This window comes from Pontibacter sp. Tf4 (genome assembly GCF_014212495.1).
GTDB lineage: Bacteria > Bacteroidota > Bacteroidia > Cytophagales > Hymenobacteraceae > Pontibacter.
Genome location: NZ_JACKZC010000008.1, coordinates 163890 through 181662 on the forward strand (window position 1 = coordinate 163890; position 17773 = coordinate 181662).

At 48.4% G+C, this 17773-nt stretch carries 13 protein-coding genes; all 13 read right to left on the reverse strand.

Going from position 1 to position 17773, the window contains the following annotated elements:
* Positions 1 to 3045, reverse strand: a complete 3045-nt coding sequence (locus H7F15_RS14475; protein WP_185197705.1) for a tetratricopeptide repeat protein — start codon at positions 3043 to 3045, stop codon at positions 1 to 3.
* Positions 3046 to 3060: 15 nt separating this feature from the next.
* Positions 3061 to 3348, reverse strand: coding sequence for an Asp-tRNA(Asn)/Glu-tRNA(Gln) amidotransferase subunit GatC (gene gatC / locus H7F15_RS14480; protein WP_185197706.1), 288 nt, complete (start codon positions 3346 to 3348; stop codon positions 3061 to 3063).
* Positions 3290 to 4102, reverse strand: a complete 813-nt coding sequence (locus H7F15_RS14485; RefSeq protein ID WP_185197707.1) for a 1-acyl-sn-glycerol-3-phosphate acyltransferase — start codon at positions 4100 to 4102, stop codon at positions 3290 to 3292. The genes gatC and H7F15_RS14485 overlap by 59 nt, the downstream gene beginning before the upstream one ends.
* A 974-nt stretch (positions 4103 to 5076) precedes the next feature.
* Positions 5077 to 5649 (reverse strand): NUDIX hydrolase, encoded by a 573-nt coding sequence (locus H7F15_RS14490; RefSeq protein WP_185197708.1) that lies wholly within the window; start codon positions 5647 to 5649, stop codon positions 5077 to 5079.
* Between the two features lie 33 nt (positions 5650 to 5682).
* On the reverse strand, positions 5683 to 6303 hold the full coding sequence (locus H7F15_RS14495) for a hypothetical protein (RefSeq protein ID WP_185197709.1): 621 nt from the start codon (positions 6301 to 6303) through the stop codon (positions 5683 to 5685).
* Between the two features lie 25 nt (positions 6304 to 6328).
* Positions 6329 to 6709 carry a RidA family protein gene (locus H7F15_RS14500; protein ID WP_185197710.1) on the reverse strand — a complete coding sequence of 127 codons (381 nt, stop codon included), beginning with the start codon at positions 6707 to 6709 and terminating at the stop codon, positions 6329 to 6331.
* A 29-nt stretch (positions 6710 to 6738) separates the two neighbouring features.
* On the reverse strand, positions 6739 to 7038 hold the full coding sequence (locus H7F15_RS14505; protein WP_185197711.1) for a hypothetical protein: 300 nt from the start codon (positions 7036 to 7038) through the stop codon (positions 6739 to 6741).
* Between the two features lie 108 nt (positions 7039 to 7146).
* Positions 7147 to 9045 (reverse strand): acetate--CoA ligase, encoded by a 1899-nt coding sequence (gene acs / locus H7F15_RS14510; protein ID WP_185197712.1) that lies wholly within the window; start codon positions 9043 to 9045, stop codon positions 7147 to 7149.
* 316 nt (positions 9046 to 9361) lie between these two features.
* Positions 9362 to 10090: an SDR family NAD(P)-dependent oxidoreductase gene (locus tag H7F15_RS14515; protein ID WP_185197713.1), complete on the reverse strand. Its 729-nt coding sequence runs from the start codon at positions 10088 to 10090 to the stop codon at positions 9362 to 9364.
* Between the two features lie 173 nt (positions 10091 to 10263).
* Positions 10264 to 12216, reverse strand: a complete 1953-nt coding sequence (locus H7F15_RS14520) for a DUF3857 domain-containing protein (protein ID WP_185197714.1) — start codon at positions 12214 to 12216, stop codon at positions 10264 to 10266.
* 287 nt (positions 12217 to 12503) lie between these two features.
* Complete coding sequence (gene hslU / locus H7F15_RS14525) at positions 12504 to 13898, reverse strand: ATP-dependent protease ATPase subunit HslU (RefSeq protein WP_185197715.1); 1395 nt, start codon at positions 13896 to 13898, stop codon at positions 12504 to 12506.
* A gap of 44 nt (positions 13899 to 13942) precedes the next feature.
* Complete coding sequence (porQ, locus tag H7F15_RS14530; protein WP_185197716.1) at positions 13943 to 14986, reverse strand: type IX secretion system protein PorQ; 1044 nt, start codon at positions 14984 to 14986, stop codon at positions 13943 to 13945.
* Between the two features lie 105 nt (positions 14987 to 15091).
* Positions 15092 to 17581: an endopeptidase La gene (gene lon / locus H7F15_RS14535; protein WP_185197717.1), complete on the reverse strand. Its 2490-nt coding sequence runs from the start codon at positions 17579 to 17581 to the stop codon at positions 15092 to 15094.
* Positions 17582 to 17773 lie beyond the last annotated feature (192 nt).

Below are 17773 nucleotides of genomic sequence, written 5' to 3' on the forward strand. Positions count from 1 at the left end.
TTATAGTTGCCAGTTATCCAATCTTTGCTGCACAGCCTGGCGCTGCGCTTCGTACTGCTTTATAAATGTACTGTATTCCTGCGCAGGAAGCAAGCCCTGCAGGGCTTCGAGTGCCTGCTGGGCATAGCTTTCGAGGCCTTTGTTCAGGCTTTCCAGGGCGTAGGCTTTCTGCAGCTCCGCCGAGAACGGATTATAGGTTACGCCTGCCAGCAGTATCTCGTAGCCTGTCATCTGGTCGGGCTCTTTTGCTGAAAAATAACTTGCTGCAGCCTTTACCACTTCCTCATCATACAACAGGATTTTTACAGCCTGCCTGTACTTTTCTGCGGCTTCGCGGTCGCGGCCTTTTGCGGCAGCTATACTTGCCTTAAAGTATAGTTTGTACTTTTTATCGTGGGGGGTGAAGTACAGGTTATCCATGCGGTCGAGCAGGGCATCGTAGTTTTTGGTGTTGTGCCACAGTCGCAGTTGCTGCAGGTTAAGCCTGCTGCGTTGTTCGCCTTCGGGCTGTAGCTGGCCTGCAGCTTCTTTTATCGCTTTGTTGGCTAACCGCCACCGGTGCTGCTGCATCAGGTAATCGACGCGGGTAAGCAGGGCCTCCCGGCGCAGCTCTTTTTCAGTTACGGCATGTACCAGGGCATCTACCTGCTGTAGTTTAAGTTGTGGCAGATACGTTTGCAGATACTGTACTTTGGTAGCATCAGGCGCATCTTTCAGTATCGTACCAAAATCCTGCTGCAGTGCTCCGGCCAGCTGACCAGCCACTTCTTTGGCGCTTTCCATTTCGGTATAGCCTACTTCCTGCAGCGCATTTACTGCCTGCTGTGGCTGGTGCGCCATAGCCAGTGCATACCCCTGCGACAGAAATGCCTCGTTAAATCCATAGTCTTTGGCCAGGCCGAAGTAATGGGCAGCGGCTTTATAGTTCTGCTCTTCCATCATCCAGATCGCCAGGGCATTATAATAATACCCACTGCGTCCCGATACCGACATGGCCAGGTTCTCTACTATACTTCTCGCTTCCTTTGGGCGGCCATTATAATGGTGGATCAGGGCCTTGCCATAGAGCAGGTCTTCGTGGAAGATCTCGTTGCCCGGGGAGTTCAGGTAGCGGTCTATGGCTTTTAAGCGTGTCGTGTCGCCGTCGTTCAGGCTGCTGATGGTCTGGTTATAAAACAGGGTAAGATCTTCAATAGCCTCCAGAGAATCGGGGGCAAAGGCCTCTCTGCGCTGTGCTGTATTTGCACCAAGCAACTGCCGCAGCACAGCCACATTGCTTCTGAGAGGTTTGTAGTCTGCATTTCCGGCATCAGCGAGCAGGGCGCGGGCGGGCTCCAGCATGGCCTGGCGGGTGTAAAACGCCAGCCTGTTGCTCCGGATAGCTTCTTTGTTGCTGCTATGCTGTTCGGCCAGGTTAAAGTAATATTCCACCGAATCGGTTACGCTGGTTTGCATGTACAGCAGGGCCAGGTTGTTGTATAATTCGGCACTCTCCGGAAACCTGTCAATGCCCTCGTGCAGCACGTACAGCTTTTCGAAAAAGTATTGTTTCTGATCGTAGAGGTTGGCCATGCGCACGTAAAGCTTCGGGTTAGGCCGTTTGCCTGCCGCGCCTTTCAGGTGCACTATCTCGTTATTACGGTCGGACTCGGTACGGTAAATGGATGCCAGGCTATAGTTGGCTTTCACGTTATTCAGGTCAAACACGTCGCTTTCTTCGTAAAACCGCTTGGCCAGCACCGTATTCCCCGATTCCGAATAAATATCGCCGATATAGTTGTAATAGCCTGCTTTGGCATTAAAATAAGGACGGTACTGCGCCCGGATGACCAGGATAGCCAGTATCACGGTGCTCATTAAAAAGAAGGAGAACAGGGTGAACATCTGCGGCTCGTATACCACCTTGTACACCGCTTTCCGTTCTTTCAGCAGCCTGCCAAAATTCAGCAACAGGTACATAAAAAATACGGCGCCATACACCAGGTGTGTGTAAATGATCATCTCGTTGAACAGCACAGTAACCGGGTCGTTGGCTGTGGCAAAAGCATAACCTATGCTCAGGAAAGCCACCGCAGCAAACAGCACATATAGCACAGCGCCTGTCGGCCTGAATGGGAAAAGCTTACCATAGATAGCTTCGCGCTGGCGCATACCCCAGAAGCCGGCAATTACCGAAAGCAGCAGAATAAAATATGCGTTTATATAAATAAGGTCGGTTTGAATATAGCCAACCTGGCGGAGGTACAGCAACAGCAGGTTGAGCAGGTACAGCCCGGCAATAAGAATGAACTGCCACAAACTGAAGCGGCGCTCGGGCGTTTTAGCCTGTGTATTTATCCAGAGCAGGGCATTCACGTTCTCAAACGACACCCAGATTATGAACAGCAGCGCGGCAACAAGTGTAGCCAGCGAACTATAGTTTACCAGATGCAGCGTGGTAAGCGCCGGCGTAAACTCTGATTTCGCAAAGATGATGACACCCAGCAGCAACACGGCCAGCAGCATGGCTACTACCCGCAGCCCAAACGACACATGCTTCCAGAATGCCTGAAATGCAAAGCTAAGGCCCGCCAGCACAACGATCGCGATCAGCAGCATGCCCTGCCCGGCCTCAGAACCAAATATCTGTAGTTGATCTATGTTAAACGATGCCAGAAAAAGCATCAGCAGCAACACACCAGCAAAATACGGGATCTGCCGCATGGTACTGATCGCTGCCGTATAAAAGGCAAGACAGCCCGCCAGTATGGCCAGAAAAACAGCTGCCGGCCAGGTTTGCACAGCCATAGGCGCTACATCGTACTGTTCCAGCACCAGGTAGCCGTCGGCAAAAAGCGTAAAGGGTTCGAGTAATCGCGTAACTTCGTGCACCGGCACCGGCACTACCTGCAGGTCTGTTATTTTATCCCAGGTGTAGGCGGCGGTGTAACCGGCTATGTAATGGTAGGCGCCCAGCAGCAATGCGGCAACGGCCAGTACCAATAAAAAAAGATAGGGATACCTGGTGGCAGTATCCCAGTTCTTCCAAAAGTTAGCTTTACTCATAAGCAGGCTTGCCTTTTACTCCAGTACCTTGGGTACTCTAAAGTAATCGGAGTCTTTTTTAGGAGCGTTCAACAATGCTTCTTCGTGGGTAATGGTGTTTTGAGCCACGTCTTCGCGCATCACGTTCACTTCGGCAGTCATGTGCGTCAGGGGCTCTATGTTTTCGGTGTCCAGCTCACGCAGCTTGTCTACCCAGTTCAGGATCTTGTTCAGGTCGCCCAGTACTTCCTGCTCTTTCTCTTCGTTAAACTCCAGCCTGGCCAGGTGCGCTAATTTTCTGATGGTTTGAATATCTGTTGACATCCTTGTTATAGTTGTGTTTGATTAACTCTTGTTGAATAATTTGGTATACACGCTCCTTTAAGGCAGGCAGGTCCCCGAGGGTCATGCCCCTGGTCTCAATCGGTTCGTGCAGGATCAGCTTGAGCGGATGACGGCGCAGGCGCAAGCCTACTTCTTCCACATCAGGCATAAAATACTGGTTATACGGCATGGTTACCGGCACAACCGGCACCTGCTTCTCAATGGCTATTTTAAATGGTCCGTCCTTAAAGGCCAGCAGCTCTTCACCAGCATTCGGCCCGATTGTACCTTCCGGGAAAATTACCAGGTTCCGGCCCTCATCCAGCGTTTTCTTGGACTGAATGTAGCTTTTGGCACTGCTCATGGCACTTCTGCGGTCTACGCTGATGTACAGCGCCCCGTACACCTTGCCCCACAGCGGCACTTTTGTAAGCGCGCTCTTCCCTACAAAGTTAAGAAAACCGGGGATAGACCGCAGCATCATAGGTATATCGAGGTAGGAACTATGGTTAGGCGTAAAAATGTAGCGCTGGTTCGGGTCTAAGGTAAAGCGCCACTCTACCTGCAGCGGCGTTAAAAACATACGCAGAAACGTAGCCGACCACAGCCGGTTTATGTTGTGCACATGCCTGTGCCACTGCTGCTTACGGATAAGAAACGCCTGCAACGGATACGACACCACAAACGGTACAATAAACCAGGTACAGCACCAGGTGGTATAAATGCGTTGCGACAGGTATTTCAGCACTTTCATGAGGTCAAATGTAAGAATATTCCGGCATTGTTCAACGCTCCCAAAACTACTCCTGCTGCAGAATAATTCAATAACGGCAGGAGTTGGTTGATGGTATGTTTATTTCGCTTTTGTCATTTTCGGTAAGGCTGATGTTTCGTCTGTGTTCTGTAATTCATTTCAACAATTGTCATTTCGAACAGAGTGAGAAATCTATTTCAAACTTGTATTTGATGCTCAAGAGCTATCTTTCTATAGTTTTCTTTGCCTACTACTTGAACCAAGCCGTTGTTCTATAGTTAACTCCAATCCTGGGAGCTCTATAAGCCTATAGTTCTATAGTTTCGTTGGCTCCCTCCTGGGCCGGGAGGCCCCGTCTTCGGGCATCGCGCTTCTTTCGCTTCCTTGGCTCCTGCGTCGCCATGCCTGACGGCACCGGAACCTCTCGAGGCGCTCAACCCAAAGACTGAAATCAGTTCGATAGCTAAACTATGGCTATAGTTTCCTTGTTCATTCTTGGTTAAGGCAGATCTGTTTTTTTCGTGGTTATAGTTCCTTGGGGACAGGTAAACCTGTCCTGATCGCGGTTTGTAACTATAGAACTATAGTTTGAACTATAGATAAAGGCAGAGATTGTCCCCTTGAGGAAACTACAGGCGTGTTAAAGCAGCAACTATAAAACTATAGTTATCAACTATAGCAAAAAGCATGAATCCTGAAAATCCTCTCATCACCATTAATCCCAGTTCAGACATTTCTGTCTCTACCGAGCCAGTTGAGTTACAAACTCAACACCATAATCAGGCACGGGTTACAAACCCGCGCCAGCAAAAACGGTCAACTATAAAACTATAGCCTCAACTACACCAAAGCCCAAATCCTAAAAATCCTTTAATCCTGAGAATCCTGATTCAGACAAGAAGGCCGGGATAGGACACTCTAACTATAGCCCAAACTACAGCTACAACATAATCCTAAAAATCAGTAAAATCCCTTTAATCACTGGTCTTGTTCAGGCCAATACCGAGCAGGATAGCAGCTTTCAGGATACCGGCTACACTGATGGCATCGGTGATCTGGTTATTCAGGGCCATGTGCACGGCTTCGGAGAAAGGCAGTCGTTTGATTTGCAGGTCTTCGGTTTCTTCGAAGGCGGTGTCGCCGGGCGTTAGCTCTTGGGCCAGGAAAACAAAACCTTCTTCGTCGGTAACGGAGTTGGACGTGTGTAGGCGACAGATGTTGGTCCATTTGGCAGCGGTAAAGCCAGTTTCTTCCTGCAATTCACGCTTTGCAGATTCCAGAATATCGTTCTCTATCAGTCCGCCGCCCATCGGTATTTCCCAACTATATTCGTTCAAGGCATAACGATACTGGCCGATCAGGTAGGTATAGCCTTCATAATCAATCGGGATAATGCCGATGGCTTTGTTTTTAAAGCTGACGACGCCATAAATACCTTCGCCCCCTTTTGGGTTCAGCACCTGGTCTTCGCGCAGTTTTATCCAGGGGTTCTGGTAAATATCTCTCGATGAAAGGGTAGTCCAGGGGTTATGCTGCTCGTCTGTCATGGCTATAGTTTGTGTAGAGCAAAGGTAAGCAGATTACACTTCTGCAGATACCTGATGCCCGATCGTTATCAGTTGTAAGAGTACATCCTCAGACAGATTCTTTTCTGTGCGCACTATCCCAACCTTTCGGTTTATCTCAATTTGTAATCCCTTTAACTTGCCAAGCAGTTTCATCAGACTAGCGGGCAGGTGTAGTTTTACCATGTCCGGGTTATCACCTGTAACATAGTAATTACTGCTGAACTGCGGATACGCTTCAAAATCTATATCCTGCTTCGTTAGCAGGTCAGTAACCTTATCGCCCAGCGTCTCTTCTTTTATGAAAACATGCCCGATATCCTGTGGAAGGCTGAAAATCAATACCGGTTCTACTTCTTCTATTTCCACCGGATAGCGCATACCACTGCTAAGGTTTTTTGCTATCATCTGGTGCTTTTCGAGTAGCAAAATGATAAAGGGAGCCCCGGCTCCAGTAAACTCAGTTACCTGGTGCACATACAAGCGCTTATAGTGGTCCAATCCACTAAACATCGATAGAAGGCGGATTCCTAACTCATTCTCTTTGTCCACTATCCTGAACTTGGTTGCTGCCTGGTGCAGTACAGCTGCAAACAGGCTTTCAGCACCTGGGTGGAGCTGTCGGTTTTCTACCACTTGGCCAGTTAATTTAGGTGGTAATTTACTTTCTGGCAGCTATCATTTCGATCTCAACCTGCGCACCCAATGGCAACGCGGCCACCCCTATAGTTGTGCGGGCCGGGTAAGGCTCCGAAAACTGCGTTTTGTACACTTCATTCATCGCGCTGAAGTTGGCCATGTCCGTCAGAAATACATTTACTTTTACCACATCGTCCGGAGTAAGACCTGCAGCTTTTAGTACGGCAAAAAGGTTTACAAAACACTGCTTGGTTTGTGCTGAAATGTCACCTGCTACCAGTTTGCCGGTTGCAGCATCAATCGGTGTCTGACCGGATAAGTATAGCAGGTTACCCGTTTCTACGGCATGTGAGTAAGGGCCAACGGAAACGGCTCCTTCGGCGGTGAAAGCTTTTCTGGGCATGGGTTATAGTTTGAGAGACTTGTTCTAAATCAGGAAATTGGAGAATAATTATAATACTTTTCTTCAACTGGAAACTCCAGCTCTTTTAAGAATTTATTACGGTATTCTTCATTATTAACTAGCTTAATAATTCGGTCTTTTAACTTGGTTCTATGTAGAGTCTGATGCGTATTAAACTCTATTAATCCAGTCTGAGATTTGCTATCTGTCCAGAAAAAAATCCTCTGGAGATATTGCCCTTCATGATATCCGTGCCAAACTTTAAAATTCCAGCGCTCTCCTGATTTATCTGTTAGTACCTTTTCAAACCCTGCATCTTGCCACCACATAATTATTACTATTAAGTAGTTTTCAAAAACTACAATATTAAGGTAGATAAAATTAAGGTTATCCGCTGAAATTAACAGACAACCTTAACTCTTCTTAGCTATACTTTTCTATAACGCCCCAGCCTTTATCTCATCCACTACATCCGGATCGAGCAGAGTTGAGGTGTCACCGAGGTTAGACGTATCTCCTTCGGCTACTTTGCGCAGGATGCGGCGCATGATTTTGCCGGAACGGGTTTTAGGCAGGCCGCTCACGATCTGAATTTTATCTGGCTTGGCAATTTTACCGATCTTTTCCACTACGGTTTCGATGATCTCGGCACGCAGGTAATCTTCACGCTCCGGCTTGTCTTTGCAGATCACGAAGGCATAAATGCCCTGCCCTTTTACATCGTGTGGAAAACCTACTACCGCGGACTCTACTACATGCTCATTATGGTTAATGGCATCTTCGATCTCGGCTGTGCCAAAGCGGTGCCCTGATACGTTGATCACATCATCTACACGGCCAATGATACGGTATAATCCGTTCTCGTCGCGTTTGGCGCCGTCGCCGGTAAAGTACAAGCCTTTGTAGGTCGAGAAGTAGCTCAGGCGGCAGCGCTCATGGTCGCCATAGGTGGTGCGCAGCATGCCCGGCCACGGAAACTTCATGCACAGGTAGCCTTCCACTTCGTTGTCGGTAATTTCGTTGCCTTCGGCATCTACCAGTATGGGTTGTATGCCTGGTAGCGGGAAAGCGGCGTGGGCTGGTTTGGTAGGTGTAACATTTGCCAGCGAGGAGATCATGATGCCGCCGGTTTCGGTCTGCCACCAGGTATCAACCACCGGGCAGCGCTCTTTGCCTACGTGGGTGTGGTACCAGTGCCAGGCTTCCTCGTTTATCGGCTCCCCTACCGAGCCAAGTACTTTCAGCGAGTCCAGACTATAGGAAAGTACATCGTCAATATCGCCGCCCATCAGTGCACGGATGGCAGTTGGCGCCGTGTAGAAAATGCTTACGCCAAACTTATCGCAGACCTGCCAGAAACGACCGTTATCCGGGTATGTCGGTACACCTTCGAACATTAGTGTGGTAGCACCAGACAGCAGCGGCCCATAAAGCAGATAGGTATGCCCCGTTACCCAGCCAATATCAGCGGTGCACCAGAACACGTCGCTTTCCTGGTACTGGAACACGTTCATGAAACTATACTGCGCATACACCATGTAGCCGCCGCAGGTATGTACTACGCCTTTTGGTTTGCCTGTTGAGCCCGATGTATAAAGGATAAACAGCATGTCTTCGGCATCCATTTCTTCGGCAGGGCAATCTTTCGGCACACCCTGAACTTCGTCATGGAACCACACATCGCGGCCTTCAACCATGTTTACGGCCCAGCCCAGGCGCTCTACAACTATAACTTTCTCAACACTCGGGCAGTTTTCCAAAGCTTCGTCTACTACACGTTTTACCGGAATCTGCTTGGCACCGCGGTTCAGGCCATCAGAGGTCAGTACCATTTTAGCGCCGGCATCGTTAATTCTGTCAGCCATGGCAACTGCCGAGAAGCCGGCAAAGATCACTGAATGCACTGCTCCTATCCGGGCGCAGGCCAGCACCGCAAAAGCCAGTTCCGGAATCATGGGCATGTAAATGCACACACGGTCGCCTTTCTGCACACCGTTCTTTTTCAGCACGTTGGCAAACTGGCACACCTTCTCGTATAGTTCGCGGTAGGTGTAGCGCACAAAGCGCTCTTTAGGATCGTTGGGTTCCCAGATCAGGGCCAGCTTGTTGCCGCGCGTTTTCAGGTGACGGTCCAGGCAGTTTTCGGTGATGTTCAGTTTGCCACCTTTAAACCACTTTATGTTCGGCTCTTCGAAGTTCCACTCCAGGGTTGTGTTCCATTTTTTGCGCCAGGTAAAAGTACCGGCTATATCGGCCCAGAAGCCTTCGGGGTCGGTGATGCTGCGCTGGTAAGCCTGCTGGTATTCTTCAAAGGTTTTGATCTGCTGGTTCTGCATGGGTTGGGCGTTTTAAAGTCAGTTGAAAAGTACAAGTTGCCTGCAATACCTTAAACGAGCGTACTTATACTTTGTAGGTAGTGTTAAGATAGTTTTTATGCTATAAAGATGCAAGGTGCCAGTAACTATAAAAAAGCATAATCCCCGGTAAGTACACATCCTGCCAACGAATGTACTACACCCACAGAAGCCTGTCGTTGTCCGTTATTCGTTGATCGGTAAACTATAGCCTGTACTCCTGTTCACGAATCCCAAACTATAGTTTGCCGAATACCTAATTCATAATTCTTAATTCATCATTCATAATTGACCCTCTCTACATATTCCGCACGTCCTGCAGCACCTCGCTATAGTTGTCGGCGTTCTGCATGAAGCGGATGATCTTGTGGGCAACATCTTCGGGCTGAGCCAGCGCGTTACTGGCTTTATAGTCACGGAATTTTTCGACAGTACTGAATTGCCCTGCATCTGCCTCCCGGATCTGACCCTGCATCTGGGTATCGACCACGCCGGGTGCCAGCGCATATATTTTTACACCGCTCCCGCGCATTTCCTGCTCTTTTTGTATCGTCATGGAAAGCATATCCAGCGCTGCTTTGGAGGCACAATAGCTCGCCCAGCCATCGATCGGGTATTTGCCTGCACCGGAGCTGATGTTCACGATAAGCTTTTGAGCGGGGTGCTGCTGGTACACCTGCAGGAAAGAGTTCATCAGCATGGCTGGCACGATCACGTTCACATCAAACACAAACTCAAACCGCTCATTCGGCATGCCTTCACCTACATAGCCAATATCACCCAGCACACCGGCATTGTTGATCAGCACCAGCTTTTGGGCATCTTTGTAGGGCAGAAACACTTTTTGCAGGTTGTGCTCTACGGCTGGTATATCCGAAAAGTCGAGGGGTTGGTGCCTATAGTTTGGATGTGCTATGGTGCTGTTGCGGCAAACGCCTACTACATGGTTGTTCTCGTCTCTTAGAAGTTCTTCTGCCAGGGCTTTGCCTATTCCTTTGCTGGTTCCGGTTATGATGTAGATGTTCACTTTTTATCTGAATTATGAATGATGAATTAAGAATTATGAATTACGGGTGCGGGGTTAGGAAAGGTTATTTCTACTCAAGCATACAAACTATAGAAACTAAACTATAAAACAAAAGCCGGCAGCTCTGCATCTGCAAAACTGACGGCTTTTTTAATTTATTTACAACCTGATGCTTAATTGACAACTACCTTCTTAAGTACTACCTGCTCTGCATGCTTGGCAACTACCTGGTTGTATAGTTCGCGTAGCTGTGGGTATTCTTCCGGCGTAAATACTGTTTTATTCACGTTCAGTTTACTTACTACCATCAGTATGTCGCCGGTTTGCTGTACCATGTAAGAGTAGGTAGCACTTCGGCCAGGCAATACCAGGTTTATGTTCTGCGGTACTTCTTCTACTTTCCATCCGGCAGGAATTTTAAAATTACATACCACTGTCTCTTTTATAGGAGCCGCAAAATCTACAGGATAAGTGCGAACCGGCAGTTTAAATGGATTTTCAGTAGCACCACGCCCCATTACCGGGTTCAGGTAAAGCATGTTTATCTTACTACTGTTTGTAGAAGTAATTTTATAGTTGACTGAAAGTGGCAGGTGCAGGCTGTCCAGGTTGCTTACTATGGCATTGTTGGTTTTCAGGCTGCCAGAACCTTTGTTATAGTTGGCTGCATATTTTTCTATACCTTCTTCCTTTATAACCTGGCGGGCATCTTTTGCCATGTAGCCATCCAGCAATTCTTCGCCGGTGCCCGCTATAACGCCCTCTGTATCTATAGTTAAATTACCTACAAAGTACTCGCTGAAGCTGGCCTCAGGCTCAACCGTAATCCATTTCGAGTTTTCACCATCTACCAGATAACCTTCCCCGTTCAGACAGCGCACTGGTAACATACCCGGCGTCAATTCTTTTTCTGTAGCATCCAGCAGCAGTTCATTCCCATCTACGGTAACCTGGGCTATAACATAATTAAATTTACTATGGAGTGGGCTTGCTTTGTAAGGCTTGCCATAGCCGCGTGTGCTAACTAAAACCGGATCAGCCTTAAAGCCAGCTTCCCGCAACATAGCGATCAGGGTGATATTGATGTCTCCGGCATCTCCTTCACCCCCATAGTATAGTTCGGGCAAAGGTTTTTCTACTGTCCAGCCGCTGTAGCCGTTCCAGGCCATGTTGGTTTTTACCAGGTCATAGATTCCTGCCACCTGTTCTGCCGGTGTTTTAAACTTCGCCTTTATTTCGCCGATGGGTCTCTCAAAACGATTTGCTGGTGTGAGCGGTACTCCAAAATCTTTTTCTTTTGATAACATCTCGACAAACTCCTGCCAGCTGCCTGATATGATTTTCACATCGTTGGCAGAATACTTTATTTTTTGCAGCTCAAACTCAATCTTGGTTGTATAGTCTGACAGTGTAGTAACATAGCTCTCTAACTTTAAGGCAGGCACATCCTTCGCTATCCAGCGATTCCCTTCTTTTCTGAAGTTATGCGGTAAACCGAGTTGCTCCGGTGTATAGATCGGGTGATTCCCTTGTCTGACTAATTTAAATTCAAACGTTGCTGGTATCCTGACGCTATACTCACTCCAGACAGTGGGAATGACAGATTGGAAATCCCACCCTCTTAAGTTTTGGAAGTACCTTGAATTGATTGTGTAGGAGTACTCGATAACAGAACCAACTTTAACATTAGGCATCGCAAACTTTTTGTAATGCCTGCGTCTGTCCGATTTTTCTGTAAATATTTCGTTAGGCTTTACTTTGTCTTCTATGATCTTACCATCCAGTAGATTGTAGGTGCTTGCTTTAATATCGGTTACTTCCTCTCCTTTCGCTACCGCGCCGAAGAAAGGGATCTCAATATTGGCGTATTTGTAACCAGCTTTTTTCATGATTTTGATGCGGACCTGACGCTTATATCTGAAAGATGCATAATAGTCTTCAACATAAGCCAGGCTTCCGTGGTCTGAAAGAATAACAGCCACTGCTGATGTATCCGGAGCGTAAGATGTCATGGTCAGGTCAGCGATATCAATCTGACCGAATTTGGGTGCCTGGGCCAGAGCTGTACAATTAGCGGCTACAAAGAGTGTAAGTGCCAGGCACAAGATGGTAAGGTTTGTTTTCACAGGTGATAAGGATTGATCTAACACCTGTAAATATAGCACCTTTCAGATATAAATCTGTGATAAACTATAAAGCCGGCAGCTCTGCTTTTGCAAAACTGCCGGCTTTTAATCTATAGTTGTGACTCAGAAGCGAGCCTGGAGACTCGTGCCCACCCTTCGTCACCGGTCGGATACCGGCGCCAGTTTTGGGGTTTGCGAGAATCTGAGATTCGCTTTTATAGTCTGGCCCGGAAGCGACTTCCGCGCCAGTTCTAACTTTCTAACTTTCTAACTTCCCAACTTTCTAACTATAGAATGTATTCGCTCAGGTCACGGTTTTTCACCATGTCTGATAATTTTTCCTGCACCAGTTCGCGGGTGATCACGATCTGGGCGTTGGCACTTATTTTGTCCGGTACATCAAACAGAATGTCGTTGAGCAGGCGGCTCATGATGGTCTGCAGGCGGCGGGCACCGATGTTCTCTACTTCGGCATTTACTTCGTAAGCCAGGCTCGCGATCTCATCCAGCGCTTCGTCGTTAAAGGCGAGCGACACATTTTCTGCAGCCAACAAAGCCTCGTACTGCTTGGTAAGCGCGTTTTTAGGGAATTTCAGGATCTGGTAGAAGTCATCTTTCGTCAGGCTCTGTAGTTCCACACGGATCGGGAAACGGCCCTGTAACTCTGGTATCAGGTCGGATGGTTTTGCCACGTGGAACGCGCCGGCAGCTATAAACAGAATATGATCGGTGTTGATGACGCCATACTTTGTGTTTACTGTCGAGCCTTCAACTATAGGCAGCAGGTCGCGTTGCACACCTTCGCGGCTTACGTCCGGTCCGCCGCCTCCTTTTTTGCTGGAGCTGGCCACCTTGTCAATCTCATCTATAAAAATAACGCCGGAGTTCTCTGCCTTAAAAATGGCTTCTTCCTTCACTTCATCCATGTCGATGAGTTTGGCTGCTTCTTCTTCCAGCAATATTTTGCGGGCCTCGGCTATCGTTACTTTGCGCTTCTTTGTCTTCTTCGGCATCATCCCGCTGATCATTTCCTGGATGTTCATCATCGATGCCTCATCCATACCAGGCCCTAAAACGCCCATGCCCGGCATGGCGCTTTGCTGTACACGTATCTCAATCTTGCGGTCTTCCAGCTCGCCGTTTCTGATCTTCTCTCTAAACTTTTCGCGGGTACGCTCATTCAGTTCGTAGTCGTTATCCGGAATTGTGTTCGGGTCCAGGGTATGGTTTACCGGTGCGGCAGAACGTCCCTGAATTGGCGGGATCAGCGCATCCAGAATAATATCTTCTACAATCTCGGCTGCGCGCTGCTTTACTTCTTCTTTTTTCTGGGTCTTCACCATGTTCACCGACTGCTCTACCAGGTCGCGCACCATGCTTTCCACATCACGGCCAACGTAGCCCACTTCTGTAAATTTAGAAGCCTCAACTTTAGTAAAAGGGGCATCGGCAATTTTGGCAAGGCGGCGGGCAATTTCTGTCTTACCTACACCCGTAGCCCCAATCATCAGGATATTATTCGGAACGATCTCTTTCTGTATGCTTTTGTCGGCATTCATGCGGCGCCAGCGGTTACGCAAAGCAATGGCTACGTTACGCTTGGCATCCTGCTGCCCGATAATATATTTGTCCAGCTCCGCTACAATCTGGGCTGGTGTTAAATGTTCTAAGGAATCTAACATCTTATTCGTTATTAAATGATCTGCTATAGTTATAACAGGTAAATTTATTCTGTGTTTTTACGCTTGAGCAGCGTACCGGTATCTGTGCTTATAGTTACATAATGACTGGCACCGGCCGGGTGATAAAAGGCACTGCTATAGTTCAGCTCAAATGCCCGCACACGCAGCATCGCACCCACCGAAAAACCTGCCCCGCCCGAAGCGTTCTCTAACCGTAGTTCTTTACGGCGTAAATGGTTATACCCGGCACGAACCTGAAAGTTTTTACTGAAAATAAACTCCGCTCCTGCCACAAAATGGCGCGCTATCTTATCTCTGACCGATTTCTCTTCCTTTATCTCGTTGCCGTTCGCATCGAGGCGGCCTTTGCTGTTGGGGTCTAAGTATACAACGTCAAACTGGTACAGGTGGTATGCAGTAAGCGATAACCTGACCGGCATATGCTCCGGCTTATAACTGGCTCCAAGCTGCGCATCAAAAGGCATAGCCTGCCGCTCGCCGCCATCAAAGGGCTTTAGCTGGTAGCCAATATTCTTAAACGCAAGCCCCACTGTAAAGTCTTTCTCAGGATGCTTGAACAAACCACCTACATCAGCCAGAAAACCAACCGATTTATTACCAGCTATAGTTGACACAGCCAGTTTCGCGGTAGCTCCTATCGTAAAAGCATCGGCCTGGCGGGCGTGGCTCAGGCTAAACGTATAGTCGTTTACGGTAAAGCTGGCTTCTTCTATACCGCTTGCGTCGCGCTGCACAAAGTCGCCATAGTTCAGGTAGTTGATAGTTGCAGCCCAGCGCCCCAGTTTCTGGTGGTTAAAAGCATAGGCGATGTTGCTTTGTTTGATGTCGGCCAAATAACCCACATAACTCAGACTCAGCTGGCGGTCCATTTCCGGGTTAAGCAAGGCCGGGTTGGCCGTTACCATATTTACATCATGTCCTAACGAGCTGACGTTTACTCCACCTAACCCCGCCTGTTTAGCGCTTACCGGCAACTCCAGAAACGTAAAAGCCCGCTGCCCTCCCACCTGCGCCGCGAGCGGAAAGCTCAACAGCAAACAAAGTAAGAGGGCAGCAGGGTATTTCATATTAATGTTGAGTGAGCGAATGTGTGATTGAGTGAGTATTGAAATGACAACTATAAGTTAATTTAAAATTCACTCATTCACTCAATCAAAATTCAAAATTAAACCTTACTCTACTTCCACTTTCCGGTCTTCCGTCACAGTCAGGTTGAGCGGGTTCTTTACTTTCTCTTTCAGCAGGGCAATCTTCACTACTTCTTCCACGCGGTCTACATAATGGATGGTCAGTCCTTTGATATAGTTCTCCGGAATCTCGTTAATATCCTTGCGGTTCTTCTGGCAAAGGATCACATCGGTAATGCCGGCACGTTTGGCAGCCAGTATCTTCTCTTTTATGCCACCTACCGGCAACACCTTGCCACGCAGGGTTATCTCGCCGGTCATCGCTAACTTAGAGCGTACCTTGCGCTGCGTGTAAACCGAGGCAATGGACGTGAAAATAGCGATACCTGCCGAAGGACCATCTTTTGGAACAGCCCCTTCCGGGAAGTGAATGTGCAGGTCGTACTGCTCAAATATTCTATAGTCTATATCCAGCAGGTGCGCATGCGCTTTTAAATGCGACAGTGCCGTAACAGCCGACTCCTTCATCACATCGCCCAACTGGCCGGACAAGGTAAGCTTGCCTTTTCCTTTGCTAAGGATAGATTCCACGAACAGAATATCTCCACCCACCGAGGTCCAGGCTAGGCCTGTTACAACACCGGCTGTACTGAAATCCTGGTAAATCTCTTTATCAAAGATCTCGGCACCCATGATCTTCACCACATCTTCTGGTTTTATAGTTGTCGGGTACTCTTCTTCCATCGCTTTCAGCTTGGCAATGTGGCGCACCAGTTGGCCGATCTTACGCTCCAGGCTACGCACTCCCGATTCGCGGGTATAGTCTTCGATCACTTTCTGCAGGGCAGGCTTGGTGATCTTTACATCGCTTTCTGTCAGGCCGTGTTCTTTTATCTGCTTTGGTACCAGGTGGCGTTTGGCTATTTCCAGCTTTTCCTCCATCGTGTAACCAGTCAGCTCAATAATCTCCATACGGTCGCGCAGGGCAGGTTGTATGGTGTCCAACGAGTTGGCCGTAGCAATGAACAGTACTTTCGACAGGTCGTACTCCACATCCAGGTAATTATCCATAAACGTGTGGTTCTGCTCCGGGTCCAGCACCTCCAGCAACGCCGAAGACGGGTCGCCACGGAAATCAGAAGCCAGCTTGTCGATCTCGTCCAGGATGATAACCGGGTTACCCGAGGCTACTTTTTTAATCTGGCTGATGATCTTGCCTGGCATTGCACCCACATAGGTTCTGCGGTGCCCACGAATTTCTGCTTCGTCGCGCACCCCACCCAGTGACATTCTGACATATTTACGACCTAAGGCAGTAGCGATAGAACGACCAAGCGACGTTTTACCAACACCCGGAGGACCGTAAAGGCAAAGGATCGGCGCCTTCATGTCGTTTTTCAGCTTTAGTACGGCCAGGTATTCCAGAATGCGTTCCTTTACTTTCTCCAGGCCATAGTGGTCGGTATCCAGTATCTTTTTGGTGCGCTTCAGGTTAAAATTATCCTTGGTGTACTCTTCCCACGGCAGGTCCAGCAGGAACTCGATATAGTTTACAGCCACAGGATATTCAGCGGCCTGCGGGTTAAGGCGGGCCAGCTTATCAATCTCTTTCTTGAAATGCTTTGCAACGGCTTCCGGCCATTTTTTCTTAACAGCTCGATCCCGGAAGTTCTCAATTTCCTTATCCGGGCCTTCCTGCCCCAGTTCATCCTGCAGTACTTTTATCTGCTGGCGCAGGAAATAGTCGCGCTGCTGCTGGTCAATGTCCGTGTGAACTTTGGTATGGATCTCCTGCTTCAGTTCCAGCAGCTGAATCTCGCGCAACATCAGCTGTAGCAGCTGTGTACCGCGCTCGGCGCCATCGTTCACCTCCAGTAGCTGCTGCTTCTGAGCCACTTCCACGTTCAGGTTGCTGCTCAGGAAATGTGTCAGGAAACTTGGGCTGTCGATATTATCCAGCGCTACCTGCGCCTCCTGCGGTATCTCCGGGTTCAGTTTCAGGATCTTAGCCGCCGCATCTTTCAGCGATTGTACCAGCGCCTTTACTTCCTTGTTCTTCTTGTTCAGGTTGGTTTCCTTACAGTAGCTGACACGGGCTGTCAGGTAAGGATCTTCCTGGGTGATCTCTTCGATCTGGAAACGGCTGTGGCCCTGTATGATGATCGTTGTGTTACCGTCCGGCAGTACCAGCATCTTTAAAATGCGGGCAACCGTACCTACACTAAAGAGGTCTTCCGGGTTCGGATCGTCGGCGTTGGTATTCTTCTGGGCTACTACCCCTATCGTTTTATCACCTTTATAAGCTTTGCGCACCAGGCGCACCGATTTTTTACGGCTAACGGTAATAGGCAGCACCACCCCCGGGAACAGCACTGTATTGCGCACGGCAAGTATAGGCAGCTCGGCAGGCAGGTCTGCGGTAGGTATTTCCTCTTCAGGGTCCGTGGTAATGATCGAAACTACATCGTCGCTGTCGTGGTCTGAAGCGGAACTTAGTAAAAGGTTATGCAGAAAGTTATTCAAGGTATACTTCATAGTTTGGTAAATGCCATAATGACATAAAAAGTCCGCAAACGCGGCTTTCCGGGAGTTGTCGTACTATAGTCAAGACTTGTGCCAACTATAGCCTGCTGCCGGTTTTGCAGCCCTGACCAAATGAGCACTTAGCCAAAAATTAAATGTTATAGTACGACACTTGTTACAAAAATATAACACAAAATTAATATC

Coding starts and splice junctions, on each gene's coding strand:
- H7F15_RS14475 (WP_185197705.1), bottom strand. CDS start 3,045: ATGAGTAAAGCTAACTTTTGGAAGAACTGGGATACTGCCACCAGGTAT.
- gatC (WP_185197706.1), bottom strand. CDS start 3,348: ATGTCAACAGATATTCAAACCATCAGAAAATTAGCGCACCTGGCCAGG.
- H7F15_RS14485 (WP_185197707.1), bottom strand. CDS start 4,102: ATGAAAGTGCTGAAATACCTGTCGCAACGCATTTATACCACCTGGTGC.
- H7F15_RS14490 (WP_185197708.1), bottom strand. CDS start 5,649: ATGACAGACGAGCAGCATAACCCCTGGACTACCCTTTCATCGAGAGAT.
- H7F15_RS14500 (WP_185197710.1), bottom strand. CDS start 6,709: ATGCCCAGAAAAGCTTTCACCGCCGAAGGAGCCGTTTCCGTTGGCCCT.
- H7F15_RS14505 (WP_185197711.1), bottom strand. CDS start 7,038: ATGTGGTGGCAAGATGCAGGGTTTGAAAAGGTACTAACAGATAAATCA.
- acs (WP_185197712.1), bottom strand. CDS start 9,045: ATGCAGAACCAGCAGATCAAAACCTTTGAAGAATACCAGCAGGCTTAC.
- hslU (WP_185197715.1), bottom strand. CDS start 13,898: ATGTTAGATTCCTTAGAACATTTAACACCAGCCCAGATTGTAGCGGAG.
- porQ (WP_185197716.1), bottom strand. CDS start 14,986: ATGAAATACCCTGCTGCCCTCTTACTTTGTTTGCTGTTGAGCTTTCCG.
- lon (WP_185197717.1), bottom strand. CDS start 17,581: ATGAAGTATACCTTGAATAACTTTCTGCATAACCTTTTACTAAGTTCC.